This window comes from Desulfosporosinus youngiae DSM 17734, from assembly GCF_000244895.1.
GTDB lineage: Bacteria > Bacillota > Desulfitobacteriia > Desulfitobacteriales > Desulfitobacteriaceae > Desulfosporosinus > Desulfosporosinus youngiae.
Genome location: NZ_CM001441.1, coordinates 1,336,709 through 1,359,723 on the forward strand (window position 1 = coordinate 1,336,709; position 23,015 = coordinate 1,359,723).

Consider the following 23,015-nt stretch of genomic DNA (forward strand, 5'->3'; position numbering starts at 1 on the left):
ATGAAATCCTATTGAAGAGAAAATAACTCATTAATATATTATATTGCCGAGAATTGGTGAAAAAATTAAGGCGAATGAAAATGGAATAACAAGTGGCCAGGGCCTCTAAAATTCTCAGAAAATATTAAATATCGTCTTTGCATATGGGAGGGATAATATGCAAAAGGTAACTGCTATTTGTTGTTTTTTTACCTTATTATTTTATGGAATGGGAAATTTTAAAACGTTGGTCATTAGGAACGCGGTTCCTGAACCTATAACAACATATGACTATACTATTTCTATTTCAATGGCAACGGTATATTTTGATTTAGCAATCCTTTTTGCAGTAATTGGCTCTCTTTTCTTATACGTTAAAAATAATAGGAAAATGAACCCATATAGAAGGGGAAATACTTCATGAAATATTATCATTGTCGACCCGAAGAAGCAAAACGGCAAAACAATCATCTTTCTTTAACATTAGCAGCAATCATGCTAACAAAATAAAACAAATATTATATGGGAGGTAAGTCTGACATGAAAAGACTGTTATTAATACTAGTTATGATACTGGGGCTTATAACCAATCCTTTATTAGTCTCCGCCAATAATCACTATCAGGTAGTGGGGGATTCTATGAATCCTGTTATTAAAGACGGAGATACGATTCAAATTGTATCTGAAACGTATGAAGACGGCGACATGGTAGTTGCCCAGCTAGAAGATGGCAAAAAAATTGTGAAACGGATAATGGGTGACCGTTTAGTTTCTGTTGGGCATGGAACCAGTTATCCGGTGTCAGAGGTCACGATTCTGGGAGCGGCTGAGTATGTTCCCATGAGCATGGAAGAGCTAGAGCTTTTTGGTTTCTCATGGGAAAGTGTGCTGGCTGAAGGCGTAAAAATAGTCCAGATAGCAGGGGGAACCTATCATTCAATGGCTTTGACCAATACTGGAGTAGTGTATGCCTGGGGGCAAGGCACTTACGGAGAGCTAGGCAGAGGTAGTACCAGCGCATCTTACCGCCCTGTTAAAGTATCAGATAATGGAGATATATTTACAAACTCCGGTGTAACAGCCATTTCTGCGGGAGAGTACACTTCATTTGCGCTAAAAGATGGAGTGGTGTATGCCTGGGGATACGGACAAAACGGAAGGCTAGGCACTGGCTCAACTGATAACCAACTCATACCTGTTAAAGTAGCCCATGGAGCAATGGGTAACTCTGACGTAACAGCCATTGCTGGTGGAACTCACTCATTAGCGTTAAAAGGCGGAGTGGTGTATGCCTGGGGTGGAGGACAAAACATACCTTTTGCTGTACCAGCTGGCGATATGGCAGGAAACCCGGGTGTAATAACAGCCATTTCTTCGGGTCATTGGCACTCATTAGTGCTAAAAGGTGGAGTAGTGTATGCCTGGGGGGGGGCGGGATCAACACCTGTTAAAGTATCAGCTGGCGCTATGGGTGAAAACTCCAACGTAACAGCCATTTCTGCGGGTAATTCGCACTCATTAGTGCTAAAAGGTGGAGTGGTGTATGCCTGGGGAGACGGATCGGACGGAAGGCTAGGCAATGGCTCAACTGTTAACCAAAGCACACCTGTTAAAGTATCAGATGGAGCAATGGTTAACTCGGGCGTAACAGCCATTGCGGCTGTTGTAGGAAGCCACTCATTAGCGTTAAAAGGTGGAGTAGTGTATGCTTGGGGGAATGGACTGCTTGGAAAGCTAGGCAATAACTCTACTGCCAACCAAAGCATACCTGTTAAAGTATCAGATGGAGCAATGGTTAACTCGGGCGTAACAGCTATTTCTGCGGGTATACTACACTCATTAGCGCTAAAGGATGGAGCAGTGTATGCCTGGGGACAGGGACTTATAGGTGCATTAGGCGACAATGGTTCGACCGACAGGTGGACACCTGTTAAAACTTTTTCTCAACCTTGGGTAAACAGTGATGCGGGATTAACCAGTGTTGCAACACAAACAAGTTCGCCAGGAGGAGGAAATGGAAACGAAGCAGGAACTCCAATTACATGGAGTGTAAATGTACCTAACGCAAAAGCAAGTATAGGTCTATCAGATATAGTAGTAGCAGCAAACGCAACAAGGAACCTGTACTCAAACAACCTCTTCACAACAGAAATAACAGGAACAAACACAATATCCCTGGCTGCGGCAGCAAATACAACAGTATATGTAAAAGTAACTTCACAGGATACCACAACAGTAAAATATTACGCAGTAACAATAAACCGGGCAGGCAGCAGTGATGCAGGATTAACCAGTGTTGCAGCACAAACAAGTTCGCCTGCAGGAGGAAATGGAAACGAAGCAGGAACTCCAATTACATGGAGTGTAAATGTAGCTAATGCAATAGCAAGTATAGGTTTATCAGATATAGTAGTAGCAGCAAACGCAACAAAGAATCTGTATTCAAACAACAGCTTCACAACAGAAATAACAGGAACAAACACAATAGCCCTAGCAGCGGCAGCAAATACAACAGTATATGTAAAGGTAACTGCAGAGGACAACACAACAGTAAATTATTACGCAGTAACCATAAACCGAGCAGGCAGCAGTGATGCGGGATTGACCAGTATTGCAATGGAAATAGACAGCTCGCCTGGAGGAGGAAATGGAACCGCAGGAGCTCCAATTACATGGAGTGTAAATGTAGCTAATGCAAAAGCAAGTGTAGGGCTATCAGATATAGTAGTAGCAGGAAATGCAACAAAGAGCCTGTACTCAAACAGCAGCTTCACAACAGAAATAACGGGAACAAACACAATAGCCCTGGCATCGGCAGCAAATACAACAGTATATGTAAAAGTAACTGCACAGGATAACACAACAGTAAAATACTACGCAGTAACCATAAACCGGACAGGCCCTGCCCTTGCAGCAGGAGAAGTAAACAGGACTTCCCATACAGATGCAACAGTTAAGTTTACTTCCAGCGAAGCCGGTAATTATTACTATAGAATAGTGGAAGCAGGAGCAGCAGCCCCCAATGTTGACACAGGCGGAGCAGGAAGCGAGGCTCTTTCCGGGGAAAACACGATTAATCTAAGTGACTTAACGGCAGGAACGAAAGATATTTATATAATAGTGAAAGATGTCGACGGAAGAGTCAGTGATCCATTAAAGATAGAAATACCTGCAGCCCAGACGGCCACAGCCCAAGCAACTACAACTAACCCCGTGGCAGGGGCAAACAACGCAATCACACTGACGGTCAAAGACAGTACCGGTGCTACCGACACTAACTTCAGCGGAGCAAAAGACGTGACCATCTCCGGCGTATTAGCTGCGCCCAACGGCAGCTACGGCAGCTTTAACGGGACAGCCCTGACAGCCGCAGCAGGAGAAGGCCAGTCAATCAGCGTAACATTTATCGACGGCGTGGCCACAGTTAATTTGTCCTTAAACAAGGCGGGAAGCCAGACCATCGCTTTTAGCATATCCGATGTGGCAGTACCAGAGACCAACACATTAACCATCGTTCCAGTGCCGGCTCCAGCCAGCACCATGACTCTGACCACAGCTATACTTGCCCCCGAGACAAATGGCGGGCAGTTTGCCAAGCAACCGACACTAACCTTGCAGGATATCTATGGCAATATTTGTACCAATGACAGCACTACCCAGGTTACAGCCTCGAAGAAGGATGAAGGAGACTGGACCCTGACAGGAACAACAACGAAAACGGCAGTAAACGGCGTGGTGGTCTTTACAGACTTGGGAGCCACCAATTCAGATGAGATAATTGACGCACAAATAGCCTTTAGCGCTGTGGAGCTAACCGATGTATTGAGCAGTACAGTGACATTAGCAGCTGCCGCTGCCCAGACGGCTACAGCCGAGTTAACTACAACTAACCCCGTGGCCGGGGAAAACAACGTAATCACCCTGACGGTTAAAGACGGTGCCGGTGCTAGCGACACTAACTTCAGCGGAGCAAAAGGCGTGACCATCTCCGGCGTATTAGTTGCGCCCAACGATAGCTACGGCAGCTTTAACGGGACAACCCTCACAACCGAGGCCGCAGGAGCAGGCCAGTCCATCAGCGTAACATTTATCGATGGCGTGGCCACAGTTAATTTGTCCCTAAACAAGGCCGAAAGCCAGATCGTCGCCTTTAGCATTGCCAGTGTGGCAGTTCCGGCGACCAATACATTAACTATCGTTCCAGACCCGGCAGCAGCCAGCACCATGACTCTGAGCACAGATGTAATTGCCCCCGCGGAATACGGCGAGCAGTTTGCACAGCAACCGACAATAACCTTACAGGATGCCTATGGCAATAATTGTACCAATGACAGCATTACCCAGGTTACAGCCTCGAAGAAGGGCGAAGGAGACTGGACCCTGACAGGCACCACAACAAAAACGGCAGCAAACGGCGTTGTAGCCTATACAGACTTGGGAGCCACTAACATAGATCAGATAACTGACGCACAAGTAGCCTTTGACGCTCCCGGTCTAATCGAAGTTGTGAGCCGTACTGTGACATTAGCAGCTGCATCTGCCCAGGCGGCTGCAGCCCAGGCAGATGCAACGGCTCCCGTGGCCGGGGCAAACAACGCAATAACCCTAACAGTTAACAACGGTGCCGGTAATACCGACACAAACTTCAGCGGAGCAAAAGACGTGATCATCTCCGGCGTATTAGCTGCGCCCAACGGCAGCTACGGCAGCTTTAACGGGACAACCCTCACAGCCGAGGCAGCAGGAGCAGGCCAAACCATCAGCGTAGCATTTAGCGGGGGCGTGGCCACAGTTAATTTGTCCTTAAACAAGGCGGGTAGCCAGACCATCGCCTTTAGCATAGCCGGTGTGGCAGTGCTGGAGACTACATTAACTATCGTTCCAGTGCCGGCAACTGCGAGCACCATGACCCTGACCACAGATATACTTGCCCCCGAGACAAATGGAGGGCGGTTTGCCAAGCAACCGGCACTAACCTTGCAGGATGCCTATGGCAATATTTGTACCAATGACACCACTACCGAGGTTACAGCCTCAAAGAAAGACTCAGGCGACTGGACGCTGACAGGCACCACAAAGATAGCGGCAGCAAACGGCGTGGTGGCCTTTACAAACCTGAGATCCGTCAACCTGGATCAGATAACGGACGCACAAATCGCCTTTAGCGCCGTGGAATTAGCCGATGTTTTGAGCAGTACCGTGACATTGCCGTCGTGGGAAAGTTCTTTAGGCGAAGGTGTTTACATTGTACAGATAGCAGCAGGTAATTCGCATAGCCTGGCACTTACCAACACAGGCGTTGTCTATGCCTGGGGTAGTGGAAGTAGAGGACAGCTTGGAAATGGAAGTATTACTTTACAAACCACTCCAGTAAAAGTATCTGACGGAGCAATGGGTAATAGAGGTGTCACGGCAATCTCAGCAGGTAAGGAGCATTCATTAGCCCTTAAAGATGGTCAGGTCTACGCCTGGGGTGCTCAATCGGATGGACGGCTTGGAAATGAAGTAGATTCACCTACAGAGCAAACCACTCCGGTAAAAGTATCTGACGGAGTAGGAACAGGTCAAGACTTCACTAATGAAGGTGTCATGGCAATCTCAGCAGGTAGTAAACACTCATTAGCCCTTAAAGATGGTCAGGTCTACGCCTGGGGCGCTCAATTGAATGGACTGCTTGGAAATGCAGTAACTTCATCTACAGGTCAAACCACTCCGGTAAAAGTATCCGATGGAGAATATTCAGATTTCACTAATACAGGTGTCACAACAATCGCGGCAGGTGATGAGCATTCATTAGCCATTAAAGATGGCCAAGTCTACGCCTGGGGTTATAACGGTTTTGGAAAGGTTGGAACTGATTACTCTATTATAAGCACCCCGGGAAAAGTATTTGCCGGAGCAATGGGCACTAATGAGAATGTCACGGCAATCGCGGCAGGAGCTAATCATTCCTTAGCCCTTAAGGATGGCCAGGTCTACGCCTGGGGTTATTTTGGTAGTGGACTGCTTGGAAATGGATCATCAGGTCATGACTCCACTAATAGGCCGGTAAAAGTATCTGGCGGAGCAATGGGCACTAATGAAAATGTCACGGCAATCGCAGCAGTTAGAGAGCATTCCTTAGCCCTTAAAGATGGCCGGGTCTACATCTGGGGTGAGGGAAGTGGTGGACGGCTGGGAAATGGATCATATGAAAATCAAGCCACTCCGGTAGAAGTATCTGCAGGAGCAATGGGCAATACAGGTGTCATTGCAATCGCAGCAGGTGGGTTTCATTCCTTAGCCCTTAAAGATGACCAAGTCTACGCCTGGGGAGGCGGAAGCGATGGACAGCTTGGAGATGGGGGAAGTGGCTATTTATACAGCCAAATCACTCCGGTAAAAGTATCATCACAATCTGATTGGATCAAGACCGAAGATATTGCAGCCATCCTAGGCGTAACAGTACCCGTAACAGGAGCAGAACCAGTAACAACAATAACAGAAACAGCACAATACACAGGAACAGTAGACTGGTCACCAGACCATGTTTTGTTCCAGGGCGGCACAACCTACACAGCGACAATTACCCTAACGCCAAAAGCCGGGTTTACACTAAACGGAGTAGCTGAAAACTTCTTTACAGTAGCAGGCGCAACGGCAACGAATGTTGCTAATTCAGGGGTAGTAATTGCGGTATTCCCAGCGACAGCAGCAGAAACTATCACATTGCTAGATATACCAGGAGTAGTAGCGCCGGTATTAGGTGTAGCTCCAGTAACAACAGGAATTGATACAGAACAATACTTAGGAACAGTAACCTGGTCACCAGACCATAACCAGTTTGAAGCAAGCACAGTTTACACAGCCAACATCGTGTTAACAGCAAAAGAAGGATTTACATTGGACGGAGTAGCTGCAAACTCCTTTACAGTAGCAGGCGCAGCGGCAACGAATGCTGGGAATGCTGGAGTAGTAACTGCGGTGTTTCCAACGACGGCACCAACTTTAATCAGTATAGCGATTACCACCCCAGCTTCGAAGACAGCATACTATGTTGGCGATGAGCTTGACATCACTGGCATGGTAGTAACGGGAACATACAGTGACAACAGTACAAAAGAAGAAACTATAACACACGCAAACGTAAGCGGTTTTGATAGCACGGCGGTGGCTGCTACTCAGACACTGACAGTGACAGTCGGTGGCAAGACAATAACGTATACAATAGCTGTAGCCAAAGCAGACGGACCAGATTTAGTCGGTGTTACAAGCGATGATGCCGCAAACACAATGACAGATATGACTGCAGCCATGGAATTCTCAACGGATGGGACAACCTGGACAGCGTATAATGCAGAATCACCAAACCTCCCTGATCTGACAGGAACAGTGGCTTTACAGGTTAGAGTGGCAGAAACAGCAACCCATACTGCCGGAGCACCTACCACCTTCGTCTTTACAGCACCAAGTACCTACACCTTAACCGTAAACATGGACGGTGGTAATAGCGGCATAACAGGAGGAAATTACATCGCCGGTGCAGAGGTTGCTATCGACGCCGGAACGAAAGCGGGCTACACCTTTAGCGGCTGGACAACTTCAAATGGCGGTACATTTGCAAACGCTACCCTTACAAGCACAATCTTTACGATGCCCGCAAATGAGGTAACCATTACAGCGCAGTGGACAGAAAACGCAGCAACCACGTATACCGTAACCTTTACAGGCGGTGCAGGCGCAACAGGTGTGGCACCGATCCAAGCAGCAACAGGAGCAAATGGAACATTCGCATTGCCAGCCAATACATTCACAAAAACCGGCTACACCTTTGCGGGCTGGAATGATGGCATGACGACTTATGATGCGGGTACAACGTATACTATGCCAGCAAACGATGTAACCTTTACAGCACAGTGGACAGCCGATGCACCTAATACTTACACCGTAACCTTCGTAGGTGGTACAGGCGCAACAGGCACAGCACCGACCCAAGCAGCAACAGGAGCAAATGGAACATTCGCATTGCCAGCCAATACATTCACAAAAACCGGCTACACCTTTGCGGGCTGGAATGATGGCATGACGACTTATGATGCGGGTACAACGTATACTATGCCAGCAAACGATGTAACCTTTACAGCACAGTGGACAGCCGATGCACCTAATACTTACACCGTAACCTTCGTAGGTGGTACAGGCGCAACAGGCACAGCACCGACCCAAGCAGCAACAGGAGCAAATGGAACATTCGCATTGCCAGCCAATACATTCACAAAAACCGGCTACACCTTTGCAGGCTGGAATGATGGCACGACGACTTATGATGCGGGTGCAACATATACTATGCCAGCAAACGATGTAACCTTTACAGCACAGTGGACAGCCGATGCACCTAATACTTACACCGTAACCTTCATCGGTGGTACAGGCGCAACAGGTACAGCACCGACCCAAGTTGCAACAGGAGCAAATGGAACATTCGCATTGCCAGCCAACCCATTTGCAAAAACCGGCTATACCTTTGCCGGTTGGAGTGATGGTTCGACGACGTACAATGCGGGTACAACGTATACCATGCCAGCAGAGAATGTAACCTTTACAGCGCAGTGGACAGCCAACGCACCTGATACTTACACCATAACCTTTATAGGTGGTGCAGGCGCAACAGGTGTGGCACCGATCCAAGCAGCAACAGGAGCAAATGGAACATTCGCATTGCCAGCCAATACATTTGAAAAAGCCGGCTACACCTTTGCAGGCTGGAGTGATGGCACGACGACTTATGATGTGGGTGCAACATATACGATGCCAGCCAACGATATAACCTTTACAGCACAGTGGACAGCCGATGCACCTAATACTTACACCGTAACCTTCATAGGTGGTGCAGGCGCAATAGGTGTGGCACCGACCAAAACAGTAACAACAGCAGCCAGTATAGTGGTATTGCCAACTAACCCATTCACAAAAGCCGGCTACACCTTTGCCGGCTGGAATGATGGCACGACGACTTATGATGCGGGTGCAACATATACTATGCCAGCAAACGATGTAACCTTTACAGCACAGTGGACAGCCGACGCACCTGATACTTACACCGTAACCTTCATAGGTGGAGCAGGCGCAACAGGTGTGGCACCGATCCAAGCAGCAACAGGAGCATATGGTACATTCTCATTGCCAGCCAATACATTTGCAAAAACTGGTTATACCTTTGCAGGCTGGAGTGATGGCACGACGACTTATGATGCGGATACAACGTATACCATGCCAGCAAACGATGTAACCTTTACAGCGCAGTGGACAGCCAACGTACCAAATACCCACACCGTAAGCGGCACAATCACGGACACTGACGGCACCCCGGTATCCGGTGCAACAGTAACCTTGACGGACACAAACGACAGCAGCAAGACTTACACAGGCACAACGGATGCGGACGGTAATTACAGCATTCCCGGTGTACCTGATGGAGACTATACAGTTACCGTAACCAAAGGAAGCGAAACCCTGGGTAACGGCAGTATTGCAGTTGAAGGCGACGATGTAACGGATGAAAGCGCAGATATAACCGTCACCCCACCGACCATCTCGACCCACACCGTAAGCGGCACAATCACGGACACTGACGGCACCCCGGTATCCGGTGCAACAGTAACCTTGACGGACACAAACGACAGCAGCAAGACTTACACAGGCACAACGGATGCGGACGGTAATTACAGCATTCCCAGTGTACCTGATGGAGACTATACAGTTACCGTAACCAAAGGAAGCGAAACCCTGGGTAACGGCAGTATTGCAGTTGAAGGCGACGATGTAACGGATGAAAGCGCAGATATAACCGTCACCCCACCGACCATCTCGACCCACACCGTGAGCGGCACAATCACGGACACTGACGGCACCCCGGTATCCGGTGCAACAGTAACCTTGACGGACACAAACGACAGCAGCAAGACTTACACAGGCACAACGGATGCGGACGGTAATTACAGCATTCCCAGTGTACCTGATGGAGACTATACAGTTACCGTAACCAAAGGAAGCGAAACCCTGGGTAACGGCAGTATTGCAGTTGAAGGCGACGATGTAACGGATGAAAGCGCAGATATAACCGTCACCCCACCGACCATCTCGACCCACACCGTAAGCGGCACAATCAAGGACACGAACAACAGCCCAGTATCCGGAGCAACAGTAACCTTGACGGATGCAAACGACAGCAGCAAGACTTACACAGGCACAACGGATGCGGACGGTAATTACAGCATTTCCGGTGTACCTGATGGGACCTATACAATTACCGTAACCAAAGGAAGCGAAACCCTCGGTAGCGGCAGTGGCAATGTGACAGTTAACGATGGTGATGTAACGGGTGGCAGCGGGAATATAACTGTAAACCCGCCAACCATAACGACCGCGCAAACCCCAGTATTTAGTGCCAGCAATGTAAGAGGAATTGAAGCAGTTACTATAAATGCTGCTCTAACACCGCTTACAGTAACAGCAGGAGTAACCGATAGTGGTGCCCTTACCTACCAGTGGTACCAAAGCACAAAAAATTCAACAACCGGCGGTACTCCCATAAGCGGTCAAACAAGTTCAAGCTACACACCACCCACCGACATCGTTGGCACAACCTATTACTTTGTAGTAGTTACCAATACAGCGACCGTCGGGGGCGAAGCAAAAACCTCAACCAACACCAGCAGTATTAAAACGGTGATTGTACTTGCGGCACCAGCACCTACCTACGATGTTTCAGCAAGTGGCAGTTCATTAAGTAACATTACCCTAAACAACACAAGCGCAACACAATACCAAAACTACACCACAACCCTAAGCGCAGCCAGTGGTTACACCTTGCCCAGCAGCATAACCATTACAATGGGCGGAATGACCCTTGTGCCCGGTGTTGATTACATCTATATAAAGACATCAGCAACAACAGGAACTTTAACGGTTTACAATGTGACAGGGGAGTTATCAATCACAGCAGTAGGTGTTTTAATACCAACGCAAACCTACACGATAAGATTTAACTCAAACGGTGGAAGTAATGTTGCGGCCATTAGCGGAACTTACGGCACGGCTATAATTCTCCCAACCCCCACAAAACCAGAATTTAACTTTGCCGGCTGGTATAGGGACAGCGGCTTTGCAACCTCGTATCTTTCAAACACAATGGGTGCGGAAAATATAACCCTTCACGCCAAGTGGGAGCAAATCACCTACGAAGTCACCGGTAATGTCAAGAATGAAGATGACGCCAATGTAAACAGTGCCACAGTGAAGCTTATGGCAGGTAGTCGAGAAGTTGTCCAAGCAACCACCGACGCTAACGGCGTTTTCACCATCAGCGGAATTCCAAGCGGCATCTATAACTTGGTAATCAGCAAAGGCACCGACCAAACAATAACCTTAACCATCACAGTTTCAGGTAATACTACAACCGGATCGGTTACATTGCCAAAGGGTAATAAAAATAGTGTCGTAGAGGTTAAGTCCGGTACTCCAGATATAATTGTGGATAAACTCAATGACTTCTTTACTAGCAATCAATTTACTCAGGATGATAGCAATGTTATCGATGCCGGCGGAACGGTTGAGATTAGGCTAATCGTTGAGCAAAGGGTTGAAAGTGGCGACAATTCCGCTGAAAATGCGCAGAGCATTATAGCTGCAGCAGGAAGCGGAAAAGAAATCGGGATTTTTCTGAATTTAAGCTTAAGCAAAATTGTAACACCGATTCCCGGTGGTACAGCAGAACAGCCGATTCCAATAAGGGAGCTAGATGATGCCTTAATCATTGACATACCCCTTCCTGCTGAGCTGCAAGGCAAGAGCAATTATGTAGTTTATCGTTATCATGGTACAGAGGTTCAAACCATCACTGAAACAAATACCGATGGTGAGTATATTGAGTTAAGCGCTGACGGTAAGTCGATAAAGCTCCACACCAAAAAATTCTCCACCTATGCCATTGGCTACACAGCGGCTTCAACACCAAGCAAAGGTGGCGGCGGTAAAGGTGGCGGCTCAAGCACTGCACCGACCATTACAACTGACAGCAATACAGGTGGAAAGGTTACAGTCAGCAGCGATCAAAAGACCGCTACCATTACCCCCGAGGAGGGCTATATAATTTTCGATGTACTGGTGGATGGCAAGAGCGTTGGCGCAACTTCGACATATACCTTTACAGATAACGAAAAACACGAAATAAAGGCTGTTTTCATGAAAAAAACAGGCGTAAAAAGACTCGCAGGAGTAAACAGAGTCGATACGGCCCTGGAAATTGCCAAAGCAAGTTATGAAGGAAAGGTTTCCAACGTCGTATTGGCAACAGCGGAAAACTATCCCGATGCTTTAGCTGGAAGTGTACTTGCCTATAAAATGAAGGCTCCGATCCTGCTGGTTGGCAGCACAGAAACAGACCAGGAAAAAGTATTAGATTACCTTAAGAAAAACCTGGATTCGGCAGGGACAGTCAATATTCTTGGAGGCACAGCAGTCGTCAGCAGCGCAATGGAAGCAAAAATAACGGCCATTGGATGCAAAAACATAACCAGATTAGGAGGAACAGATCAATATGAAACATCAGTAAAAATTGCTGATAGTTTAGAAGTTAAGACAGGAACCCCCCTTGTGCTGGTCAGTGGAGAAAACTATCCGGATGCCTTGTCCATAAGCAGCGCAGCAGGTATTATGCAGGTTCCAATTCTGTTAGTTCAAAAAGATCGAATCAGTGAGGAAGTCAAGCGAAAGATAGCCACAATAATGCCCACAAAAGTATATATCATCGGTCTTGAAGGAGTTGTTAGCGCAGCAGTAGAAAGCGATGTTGCTCAGATTACGTCTCTAGATCCAGCGAATATCATTAGAATCGGCGGTGCTGATCGATATGAAACATCACTGGCTGTAGCACAATACTTTAATTTAGGTGGACAGAATGTCTGTATAGCAACGGGCAGCAACTTCCCGGATGCTCTGGCAGGAAGCGTTTATGCTGCTAATTTAAAGGCACCTATTCTTTTAGTCGATGGAAGCTTGTCAGATAATCAAATCAATTATTTGAAGACCCTGAAAATGACCGGAGCAACCCTATTCGGAGGAGAGGCTGTCATCACTAAAGACATTGAAGAGCAGCTAGAGATTTATTAACAAATAAGCATAAGTGATATAATGTGACAAATCGATATTAATCATCTTCTAATGCTTCGTTGCTTCCTGGGGGTAAAGTGAAAATGGAATTGAAATTATTAAGAAATCTATAGAATGGATAACGAACGGGTTCAGCGTATAATCGCTGAACCCGTTTTTCCCCGAACTGGTTATAGTAAGCAGTTTGCCACCAATGACAGGTGGAATAGCCAATACTTAGAAAGACTGGTTTATTTTTCTCCTTGGCTATTTCGAAAGCTTCTTCATTCCATGGATACCAGTCTACTGGATTATAGGCATGTTGCAGAAGATACGGGCTTTTTTCGTTAATCAGTTTGTTGGTATGTTCGCTAGCATGTACCATAGTAACCTCCATTTTGTTGGCTATTAAACATGACATGCTATTAGTATATCTATAAGCACAGAAATTTAGCAAAGGACTTGTATAGTGAAGCAGAAATACTCAATTAAGAAGATTGACTTAAGTCGCTAAATTTGCGCTTTTGAGTTTTTGTTTCTGTTTAATCCAAATTCCGTTTTCATGAATTTGGCGGGATATCTTGGATTTGTCTACTTGCTTTCATTATGACATATGTCATATCTAGTCATGCTTCTGCTCACTACCATCTTATTCCGTCTTGTTTTATCATAAACATGGGTTCATCAGAATTCTATACAGAAGACGAGGAGGGTTAGCAATGTTAGTTGAAGTGAAAAATCTGGTTAAACGCTACAAAGATTTGCTAGCTGTTGACAATGTCAGCTTTACCATTGAAGAGTGTGAGATTTTTGGCCTCTTAGGTCCAAACGGGGCGGGTAAAACCACTGCCATAAATGCTTTAATTGGGATGACAAGGTTGGACAGCGGTGAAATAAAAATTTTTGGCAAGAATTTTAAGGATCATGAGTTGGATATCAAGAGGGATTTGGGTGTTGTACCTCAGGATTTGGCCATATTTGAAGACCTCACCGCCCATGAAAACCTTTGCTATTTTGGAAGGCTCTACGGTTTAAAAGGATCACTCCTTAAGGAACGGGTGGAGGAAGCCCTGAAGTTGACCGGTCTGCTGGAGAAGAAGAAAGAGTACCCTAGAAAGTATTCCAATGGGATGAAAAGAAGGCTTAATATTGCCTGCGCCATTGTCCATCATCCTAAGCTGATCATTATGGATGAACCGACTGTAGGAATAGATCCCCAGTCCAGAAAACACATCCTCCAATCAGTTAAACATCTAAACAAAATGGGCGCCACCATCATTTATATCTCCCATTATATGGAGGAGGTAGAAGAGATCTGTAAGAGAGTCGTCATCATGGACCAGGGGCGGGTTATCGCTAAAGGAACCAAAGATGAACTTAAGGCCCTGATGACAAGTGATCAAAGGGTAGTCATAGTGCTTTCCGCTCTGAACTATACCTTAGTGGACAATATTAAAAAGCTTTCAGGAGTGAAAGAGGCCTGCGTCAATGGCAATGAGTTAACAGTTGTTTCCCAGAAGAACAGCAAGAATCTTCACAGAATCATTGACTATGTAACCGAAAGCAGTGAAATTATAGCACTCAATGTAGAACAGCCCAGCCTGGAAACAGTGTTCTTGACCTTAACAGGCAGGTCATTAAGGGATTAAGGGGGTGAAATGAGTGAGTATTTTCCAAATTACCTACTATACACTACTTAGAAATATTAGAAATTGGAAATTATTGCTTTTGCTTGTAATAGTACCTTTGCTGACGTGCATAATGGATGCGAATCTCATGACTAATAGGAATGAAGGTCTAAAGTTTGAAAAGGCTAAGATCGCTTATTTTAACGATGATAGTAGCTCAGTCGCCGCAGAGCTTGATCAGTTTCTCCATACCAAGGAAATCTTGACTTCTTTCGAAGTCCAGAGGGTAAATTCTTTGGCTGAAGGGAATCGGCTGGTGACAAGTGGAAAAATAGAAGCCTTAATTTATCTGGAAAATAATTCTTCCCCAAGCCCAAAGGGGGGCCAAAAAACAATTATCGAGATAGTGAGCAATAGAGAAAATTCGCCAACTCGTTTGATAGTTGAAAGCTTTATCAATTCGGTCAACGCTTCTACGGCATTTCATCAAAGCGGAGGGAATAGTAAAATAGCGGGAGTCTCCAGTGGCATCAAGCAAATTGCCGTTTCGCCGACTGGGAAAATGTTAAAAGATGCGGACAAATTTTCCCTTCTTGGGTTATTGGAGATGATCTCTTTTGGAGCTTTATTAGGTTGCTTTTCCGTCGTCAACAGTATTAAAAAGAATACCCTGATCAGATTTAAAATCTCGCCGATCAACAGCTTATCCTATGTCAGCGGACAATTTTTAAGTAACTTTCTAACTCTTTGCCCCAGTTATGGATTGTTAATTGCCTTTTTTTACTATGTATGGGGGGCGTTCATGAAGGGGAATATCTTAACCTTCATTATGGCATTTTTGCTGTTTACGGTTATTATGACGGCTTTGGGTATGATTGCCGGTTATTTGACGAAAAAAACAGGCTTGGGTGCCTTAGTTACCGTATGTTCTGTTTGCTTCCTTACAGCAGCGGCGTTTGTACAGGCACTTGGTACTGCTCAAGGATTCTTGAAAGGGATTCTCTTCCTTAGCCCGCAAAATCACATCTATATAATTATTACGGATACGATATTTGACGGTCCAGCTTCCAGGATACATGGGTCATTAATTTCGCTGGCCATACTTGCGGCAGTTTTAACCCCAATGACACTTCTGATGGGCAGGAGGAAAGCAGTATGACAATTTTGATTGGTAATCTAAGGAGGATATTCAAAAGAAAGCTCCGGGTTTTTGTTATCGTACTTTTACCTGCAATTGCGTTATTGCTTATTAGTCCGTCCATATTTGATAGGGGTCAAACCCTAATTATCGGCATTGCAGATCAAGATAAAACAGAATTTACGACATTGCTTAAAAGAAACCTTGCTTTACAAACTAAGATAGTGGATATAACTCAAGACCAAATAAACAACGAAATATTCAATTCCAAGGTTGACTACGTAATCGCTTTTGATAAGGGTTTTACGGCGAGATTGCTTAAGGGTGAAGACGTAGAGGCTAAGGGTTATTATCTCAAGGACTCAATTCAATCCCTGCCTGTCCAAAATTATGTCCAAAGTTATATTAGTTCTGCCAAGAGAATTGCTGTAGCAACGGTTGGCGACGAACAAAGATTTTATGAAGGTCTGCAGAATAATAGTGCTGCGTATCTCCAATCGGAATACAAAGTCTTTGCTAAAATTGAAAGGCAAAAATCCTATTACTTACTTGGAACATTTATTGAAATTATCCTTATGACCTCGGTAATGTTCATTATGCTGATCCTAACTGACAAAGAAAATAAGACTTTTTACAGAACGATTACTGCTCCGGTATCGTTAAGAAATTACATGTTCCAGAACATTTTAAGTTTTTTACTTGTTTCAATGATCCAGGTAATTTTGGGATTTATGGTACTGAAGGTTTTAATGGGAATCTATATGGGAAGTTCCGGCTTGCTAATGTTTTTGCTTCTCTTTACAGCTTCGGTTTTAGCTGTTTCCATCGGAGTTGTCGTAAGTTCGATTTCCAAAAGTATTATCCAAGCTTCTTTTCTGGGTCTATTTAGCACCTTTATCCTGGCCTTGTTAGGTGGCTGCCTTTGGGAACACGACTTGACGACAAATCTAATAAGAACGATTGGTAAGTTTACACCCGTTTATTGGGTTATGGATGCGGTTAGCAAAGTCTTACAGGAACAGGGTTTATTGGCGATAAGCGGGGATATATTGATAGCGCTTTTATTTGCGATGGTGTTCTTTTTCTTAGGGACGTGGCGAAAAGAAGATATCAAATAGTAACTGGTTCTTTGATTTAGCGGGACTGAAATCCAGATTCCAATTGCATCGATTGGAGGGGTTATTTTGGCTAAAATATCATCAATTTACGTTAATCCGAAAAACAAAGCAAAGATAATGTCCATTTATAATAAACACCTTTCCCAGTGGCCTGTACCATACGAGTCTCTCGATGTACCAACGAGATACGGGAGAACACATATCATTGCTAGTGGTCCTAAAGAAGGGCCTCCCATTGTGTTACTTCACGGACAAGGCGGTACTGCCACAATGTGGCTGCCGAACATTCTTGCTCTAAGTCGCGATTATCGAACGTATGCGATTGATACGATAGGTGATTTAGGTAAGAGCGAATTAGACGACCTAAATATATACCCAAAAAATGGTCGGAATTATAGCGAGTGGCTTGGAGATGTATTTAATGAACTTGGTATTAACCAGACTTTTGTTATTGGAGAATCAAGGGGAGGTTGGATAACAATAAACCTCTCTATATATGCTCCAGAAAGAGTTAAGGGAATCGTGCTTCTAGCTCCTGTAGGAATATCCTCTCTCCTAGGGTTTATATTAAAAACTATTTTAATGATGGGATTTCATCCAACGGATTCAGAAAAAGTAAAATTTCTGCGCTGGTCTCTGGGCAATAACCCATTAGTTTGCGAACTTTTAGATGAAATTCTTATTACAAGTATGAATTGCCGTGCTAAATACTCTTGGCCTTCAAAGTTTTCTAGTAAAAAACTGAAACAAATTTCAGCCCCGACATTGTTATTTGTAAGTGGAAGTGATCCTACTTTCAACAAGCAGAAAGACATTGACCGAGCTGTTAAAATGATTCCTAATAATCAATTAGAGTTTATGGCCGCCGGAAGCCATGCGATGAATATTGAAAATCCCGATTTTGTAAACAACCGAATAATTGACTTTCTGAAAGGAATTGAAATGGCAAAGGAAAATTTCATTTGATAAAAAACAACCACAGTTTAGGAACTGATAAAGAATGAAAGGTAAAAAATGTAAAGTTTTTAATTATTATACCTGCCTATAATGAAGAAAAATTCATAGAAAGATGCCTGGATTCTATCGTAGCTGCGTCAACCCCTTATCCTGATCAGGTGGAGGTCATCGTAGTCTTGAACCGCTGTACAGATCGAACCGAAGAGATAGCCAGATCCTACGATTGCGTTATTATCAAGGAAGACAGAAAGAATATGTCTATTATCAGGAATGCCGGTGCAAAAGTTGCCCGGGGAGAGATCATCGCGACCATCGATGCTGACAGCCGGATGACAGATAACATGCTGACTGAGATCGAAGAAAAACTGCAGACAGGGAAGTATATTGGCGGGGGGGTTATGTGGAAGTTTGATAAGAGACCTTCATCATCGATATGTGCAAAATTTTCAACGACACTGGCAACATTTTTTGTGGTACTTATCTTGATTCCATTACTAATAAAGTTTAGATGCTCGTCCTGCGGAATTTTCTGGTGTTATAAGAGAGATTTTGAATCAATTAATGGCTTTAACGAGGACCAGCGTATGCTGAATTTGCTTTTCGTCTAAGAAAATGGGGCTTAAAATGTGGTAAAAAGTATGGAACAATAACGAAAGCAAAGATGGTGGTTTCGTCAAGAAAAGTGGATATGGTTGGAAAGTGGATGTTATTCAAGCATCCAAAATGGGTTCGGGCTTATTTGAAAGGGAATGTTGAGAAATATGCAGACGAGATATTTTATGATATAAGAGAGAACTTCAAAGAAAGACTCTAATTAATGGGGAGAGGGGTAAAAAAAGTGAACGAAGAAGCAGTTATTTGGCATTTAGGATTTATGTCCTTTCATGCAAGAACCTTAATCAATACTTGGCTTGTGATGGCCTCTGTCTATATATTTTGCCGGCTGGGGGTTCGTCATCTAACCAGTGGTAAGCCGGGTAAAATGCAGAACGTTTTGGAATGGCTTGTGGATTTTGTTAAAAAAATTGTCTCAGATAATATGAATTATGAACAAGGACGTCCGATTCTAAGTTATTTACTAACGTTGATCATGTTTGTTTTCTTTTCCAATATGGTAAGTGTGATCCCGAACTTAACGTTTGGCCTTTTTGAATATTTTCACATCGACTTTGCTCAATTAAACAAGATTTTTGAGGCCAAGGAGTATTTTTCAGCTGCACCCACTTCGGATATCAATGTTACTGCGGCACTTGCCTTACTAACCATCACTTTGGTACTTGTTTTAGGTGTAAAGACAAAAGGAATGCATTATTTCCATCATTTTTTTGAACCTTACAAGCCGTTCTTTATTATTCACCTGATCGACATGCTTGCCAAGCCGTTAACGCTGGCCTTTCGTCTATTTGGAAATATCTTTGCCGGTGAAATTCTCGTGAAAGTTATTTGGATGTTACCGGGAATCAGCGTTTTACCCGGGATATTACCTCAGGTAATTTGGCTGGCCTTTAGCATTTTTATTGGTGCTATTCAGGCTTACGTTTTCACTGTATTAACCACAGCTTATGTTGCTCAGGCCGTAACTCCTTCTGAACATTAATAACTTAAAATATATTCTTGTTCCAAATTGAATGGTATCAAAATCTTAGACAGGTCATAAAGTGATTTGAAAAAACTTGTCTTTCTATGACTGAATACCGGCCATTCTTAGCAATATTATCATATCCTTTTGGTTTTATTATGAATATATTTCCATTCGTCGGCTTGTTTACGGGAAATCTCTTCACAAGACTAAGTTGTCTTTGGGTTGTGCTTGTAATCTTTGCCATGTACGGAGTTTTTTCGAAATACTCTTCTAATCCCGCTTGGCATGCTTTCTTCCATCCGTTGGAAGGATTAATTAGCATTTATGATTCCTGTATCGCATTGTTTAAAACCTTAAAAACCGGTAGCGTTACATGGCGGGGCACTGAATATCCAGTGGAAACTTTAAAACGGAATGTTGTCTAAATTCTAAGAGTTCGCTAATATTCTCCAAAGGGAGGAATATTTGGGAAAGACGTGGAATGTAAGGTGATAAGTAGTTTGGGTTTGTATTACCCTAAATTAGATGAGGTGGCCGTGAAACATATAATCAAACTTCTTTTTCTTATCTACATAATTGTTTTATTCGCTATACAAGGTGATGTGCCGGACAGGGCAGTGCTGGTTTTTATTCTCATGATAGGTGTTAATGTATTTAAAGAAAGATTTTATGATACTGTCTATGCCACGCTAGCTTCGTTTATCCTGATCTGTATAGCTATCTGGCTGGACAGAAATTTTACTTTCCTGCTCTGTATTCCTATATTTGATTTCATATATCAAAAGAGATATCTTGGTGTCTTTCCGGTGGCCATTATGGGCCTATATTTCACCCCGGAATCAGAATTTCCCTCATTGATTTTGATCATGAGTCTATGCGGAATCCTGGCCTTGGTAATGGAAAAAGCAAAAGCTAAGGAATCAGACTATAAGAATAAGTTTGACGAGGAAAGACGATTAAGGTACGAGCTTGAGCTGACAAAAGTTAAACTGCTCAATTCGGCAAAAGATATTGCCCATCTTACCGAGGTCAGTGAAAGAAATAGGATCGCCAGGGAAATCCACGACAATGTTGGTCATGGTATCGCCGGTATTCTTATCCAATTACAGGCGGCTGATAAGCTCTTTGACCGAAATGAGAAAAAATCTAAAGAAGTCCTGAAAAAATCCATCGAAAACCTTTCTGATGCTTTGACTTTGCTGCGAAATACTGTTCACAATATAAAACCCCAAGAGACTCTGGGGGTAGAATATATAAAAAGCGTTATTAATAACTTTGGTTTTTGCCCAATTGAGCTTAAGTTTTATGGGGATTTTGGTCTTCTTGCTTCAAGTCAATTAGAGATCCTAGGATTGATTGTTAAAGAGGCTCTTACCAACGCCGCCAAGCACTCTAAGGCAACTAAGGTTGATATCACAATTGATATCAATGAAAAATATACAAGGTTATATATTAAAGACAACGGGGTAGGCTATGTTGAATTAAAGGAAGGGTTAGGTATAAGCGGGATGCGGGAAAGAGTCCTGAATTTAGGGGGGACTATTTCTATTAGTTCGAATAATGGCTTCTTGATAGTATGCCTTTTACCGATGGCTAATCAGGAAGGGTGTGATGTAGTTTGAAAGTTCTTATTGTAGATGATGATGCTTTAATCAGAGAAGGATTGAAGATACTCTTGGAGATTGAAGATGATTTCCAAGTTGTAGGCACAGCAAGTAACGGGCATGAAGCATTGGAAATGTGCCGTAAAGAAAAACCGGAGCTTGTTCTAATGGATATCAGGATGCCTGTAATGGATGGAGTTTTAGGTACCAAGCTAATTAAAAGTCAATTCCGGGAAATCAAAATTGTGATTCTTACAACCTTTAAAGATGATGAGTATATAAAAGAAGCCTTAAAAAGCGGAGCGGAAGGATACATCCTTAAAAATCAACCGGCAGACAGTATAATCGAAAGCCTACGGACTGTTGGTAAAGGTAATATTGTTTTAGAGCGAGAAGTAGCCAATACTCTTTCTTCCATGCTTAAGGAAAGTAAAAAGGCTACTCCCGAACGTCTTAATATTTCGCCACGTGAATTTGAGATATTAAAATTGGTAGGAGAGGGTCTATCAAATAGGGAAATTGCTGAAAGCCTTAACATAAGTGAAGGTACAACTAGAAATTATGTCACGGGCTTGCTGGAGAAACTTGGCTTTAGGGACAGAACCCAGCTTGCAATTTTCTTTATCAGAAATTGTGAATAGTATTTTTGGTATAAGCTGTTTGTTAGTATAGATTCCAGTTCTTATAAAGCAGAAAAGGATCAGTCAATGTAAAATCCTTAATGTTAACAGTATTTTGGGAAATATAGTTATCTGTAAATATTCCAAAATAGATAAGAGGACTCTTTCATGCGGGTGAAAGAGTCCTTTTATCTATCAGCTAAAAACAATATATTATGGTATAAAGAAAAATAAGTTTTTGGTTATAGTAATTGGATTGCCATCAGTGACAAGTCGAATAGCCGATGGAGAGGAAGATGGGCTTGTCTTCTGCTTTACTTTGGCAAAGGCCTCATTGCCCCAAGGATACCAATCCATGGGGTTATGGGCGTGCTGGAGGAGGTAGCAAGATGTTTCTTATACCATGTATTTTGCCATTAAAAGCTATTCCTATATATAAATTTCCGATTTATAAACATCTGATTGGCTCCTTGAAATCTTACATTTCTTTTTGATATTTGACCGCAAAGTAAGTTGATATTAAATAATATGAAAGGAAAATCCCAACGGTAATTCCAAATAGCCATAATGGATAATCAAATAAAAGCATAACATATGCTAATCCTATAATAAACCACTGGATAATATCAGCCGATTTTGCCTTTGCTCTATTCTGAATTATTTTATTGCGTTCATCATTAAAATCAATTTCAAACTGTTTCTTAATTTCAGGGTGTTTTTGCTGGAAGTATTTCGTATATAAATAAAAAAGACTGCTACCAACTAATGATAATCCAATCCCAATCAAGACTGCTGAAATATTTTTATATTCTGCCCAAAACAAAAAACTTGCACCGATCAGCCCCATTCCCAATAAAAGTTTAAAGACATAAAATGACGTTTTCTTTAGCATTATTATTCCTCCTCATAAATGAAAATTTCTTCGATTGACATATTAAAATATCGTGCTATTTTAAATGCTAATATGATCGATGGATTGTATCGACCATTCTCTAAAGAGCCAATCGTCTGTCTAGATACTTCTAAAGCAGCCGCCAATTCTTCTTGTTTAGTTCCTCGCTGCTTTCGAATTTCTTCTAATCTATTTTTCAAAAATTACATCCCTTTCTTTATTTATGGAAAGCATGCTTTACATCAAAAAGATAACACTTATTAATTTTTTTGTCAAGCTAACTTTCCATTTGGCTAAAAAGTAATAAGGATTTTTTGTAATACCCTATCAATACATAATCCATAGTTTCTAAGAAAATCCGTGCATGGA

Annotated in this window: 12 protein-coding genes and 2 pseudogenes; 10 read left to right on the top strand and 4 right to left on the bottom strand. The window is 43.4% G+C overall.

From position 1 onward, the window contains the following. Window positions 1–157: 157 nt before the first annotated feature. Window positions 158–403 carry a hypothetical protein gene (locus DESYODRAFT_RS06440; RefSeq protein WP_007780931.1) on the top strand — a complete coding sequence of 82 codons (246 nt, stop codon included), beginning with the start codon at window positions 158–160 and terminating at the stop codon, window positions 401–403. Between the two features lie 116 nt (window positions 404–519). Further along, window positions 520–13,128: an RCC1 domain-containing protein gene (locus DESYODRAFT_RS27970; protein ID WP_007780933.1), complete on the top strand. Its 12,609-nt coding sequence runs from the start codon at window positions 520–522 to the stop codon at window positions 13,126–13,128. 186 nt (window positions 13,129–13,314) lie between these two features. Here DESYODRAFT_RS27970 and DESYODRAFT_RS29495 read toward each other — a convergent pair. After that, window positions 13,315–13,492, bottom strand: a pseudogene (locus DESYODRAFT_RS29495) (DUF255 domain-containing protein); the annotation flags it as partial. 334 nt (window positions 13,493–13,826) lie between these two features. Here DESYODRAFT_RS29495 and DESYODRAFT_RS06455 point away from each other — a divergent pair. The 8 genes from DESYODRAFT_RS06455 to DESYODRAFT_RS06495 all read left to right on the top strand — a co-directional run bounded on the left by DESYODRAFT_RS06455 (window position 13,827) and on the right by DESYODRAFT_RS06495 (window position 21,775). Further along, window positions 13,827–14,756, top strand: a complete 930-nt coding sequence (locus DESYODRAFT_RS06455) for an ABC transporter ATP-binding protein (RefSeq protein WP_007780937.1) — start codon at window positions 13,827–13,829, stop codon at window positions 14,754–14,756. Between the two features lie 13 nt (window positions 14,757–14,769). Further along, window positions 14,770–15,894 (top strand): ABC transporter permease, encoded by a 1,125-nt coding sequence (locus DESYODRAFT_RS06460; protein WP_007780938.1) that lies wholly within the window; start codon window positions 14,770–14,772, stop codon window positions 15,892–15,894. Further along, window positions 15,891–16,991 carry an ABC transporter permease gene (locus DESYODRAFT_RS06465; RefSeq protein WP_007780941.1) on the top strand — a complete coding sequence of 367 codons (1,101 nt, stop codon included), beginning with the start codon at window positions 15,891–15,893 and terminating at the stop codon, window positions 16,989–16,991. The genes DESYODRAFT_RS06460 and DESYODRAFT_RS06465 overlap by 4 nt, the downstream gene beginning before the upstream one ends. Window positions 16,992–17,057: 66 nt before the next feature. Then, window positions 17,058–17,957, top strand: coding sequence for an alpha/beta fold hydrolase (locus DESYODRAFT_RS26525; RefSeq protein ID WP_007780943.1), 900 nt, complete (start codon window positions 17,058–17,060; stop codon window positions 17,955–17,957). Window positions 17,958–18,073: 116 nt separating this feature from the next. Beyond that, window positions 18,074–18,556, top strand: coding sequence for a glycosyltransferase family 2 protein (locus DESYODRAFT_RS06475; RefSeq protein ID WP_242833661.1), 483 nt, complete (start codon window positions 18,074–18,076; stop codon window positions 18,554–18,556). 209 nt (window positions 18,557–18,765) lie between these two features. Further along, window positions 18,766–19,545, top strand: coding sequence for a F0F1 ATP synthase subunit A (gene atpB, locus DESYODRAFT_RS06480; RefSeq protein ID WP_042338288.1), 780 nt, complete (start codon window positions 18,766–18,768; stop codon window positions 19,543–19,545). Between the two features lie 521 nt (window positions 19,546–20,066). After that, on the top strand, window positions 20,067–21,152 hold the full coding sequence (locus DESYODRAFT_RS06490; protein ID WP_042339415.1) for a sensor histidine kinase: 1,086 nt from the start codon (window positions 20,067–20,069) through the stop codon (window positions 21,150–21,152). Further along, the gene (locus DESYODRAFT_RS06495) at window positions 21,149–21,775 is read left to right on the top strand and encodes a response regulator transcription factor (RefSeq protein WP_007780950.1); all 627 of its coding nucleotides are present in this window, start codon (window positions 21,149–21,151) and stop codon (window positions 21,773–21,775) included. The genes DESYODRAFT_RS06490 and DESYODRAFT_RS06495 overlap by 4 nt, the downstream gene beginning before the upstream one ends. Window positions 21,776–22,019: 244 nt before the next feature. Here the strand turns inward: DESYODRAFT_RS06495 and DESYODRAFT_RS29845 are convergent. From DESYODRAFT_RS29845 to DESYODRAFT_RS06505, 3 genes and pseudogenes are all read right to left on the bottom strand, one after another. Continuing rightward, a pseudogene (locus DESYODRAFT_RS29845) lies at window positions 22,020–22,111 on the bottom strand (DUF255 domain-containing protein); the annotation flags it as partial. Between the two features lie 121 nt (window positions 22,112–22,232). Beyond that, window positions 22,233–22,646, bottom strand: a complete 414-nt coding sequence (locus DESYODRAFT_RS06500; protein WP_007780952.1) for a DUF2178 domain-containing protein — start codon at window positions 22,644–22,646, stop codon at window positions 22,233–22,235. A 2-nt stretch (window positions 22,647–22,648) separates the two neighbouring features. Next, window positions 22,649–22,846, bottom strand: a complete 198-nt coding sequence (locus DESYODRAFT_RS06505) for a helix-turn-helix transcriptional regulator (protein WP_007780955.1) — start codon at window positions 22,844–22,846, stop codon at window positions 22,649–22,651. Between the last annotated feature and the right edge of the window lie 169 nt (window positions 22,847–23,015).

Bases quoted from the DNA above. Each gene is read 5' to 3' on its own strand.
- DESYODRAFT_RS06455 (WP_007780937.1), top strand. From the start codon at position 13,827: ATGTTAGTTGAAGTGAAAAATCTGGTTAAACGCTACAAAGATTTGCTA.
- DESYODRAFT_RS27970 (WP_007780933.1), top strand. From the start codon at position 520: ATGAAAAGACTGTTATTAATACTAGTTATGATACTGGGGCTTATAACC.
- DESYODRAFT_RS06465 (WP_007780941.1), top strand. From the start codon at position 15,891: ATGACAATTTTGATTGGTAATCTAAGGAGGATATTCAAAAGAAAGCTC.
- DESYODRAFT_RS06440 (WP_007780931.1), top strand. From the start codon at position 158: ATGCAAAAGGTAACTGCTATTTGTTGTTTTTTTACCTTATTATTTTAT.
- atpB (WP_042338288.1), top strand. From the start codon at position 18,766: ATGGGGAGAGGGGTAAAAAAAGTGAACGAAGAAGCAGTTATTTGGCAT.
- DESYODRAFT_RS06500 (WP_007780952.1), bottom strand. From the start codon at position 22,646: ATGCTAAAGAAAACGTCATTTTATGTCTTTAAACTTTTATTGGGAATG.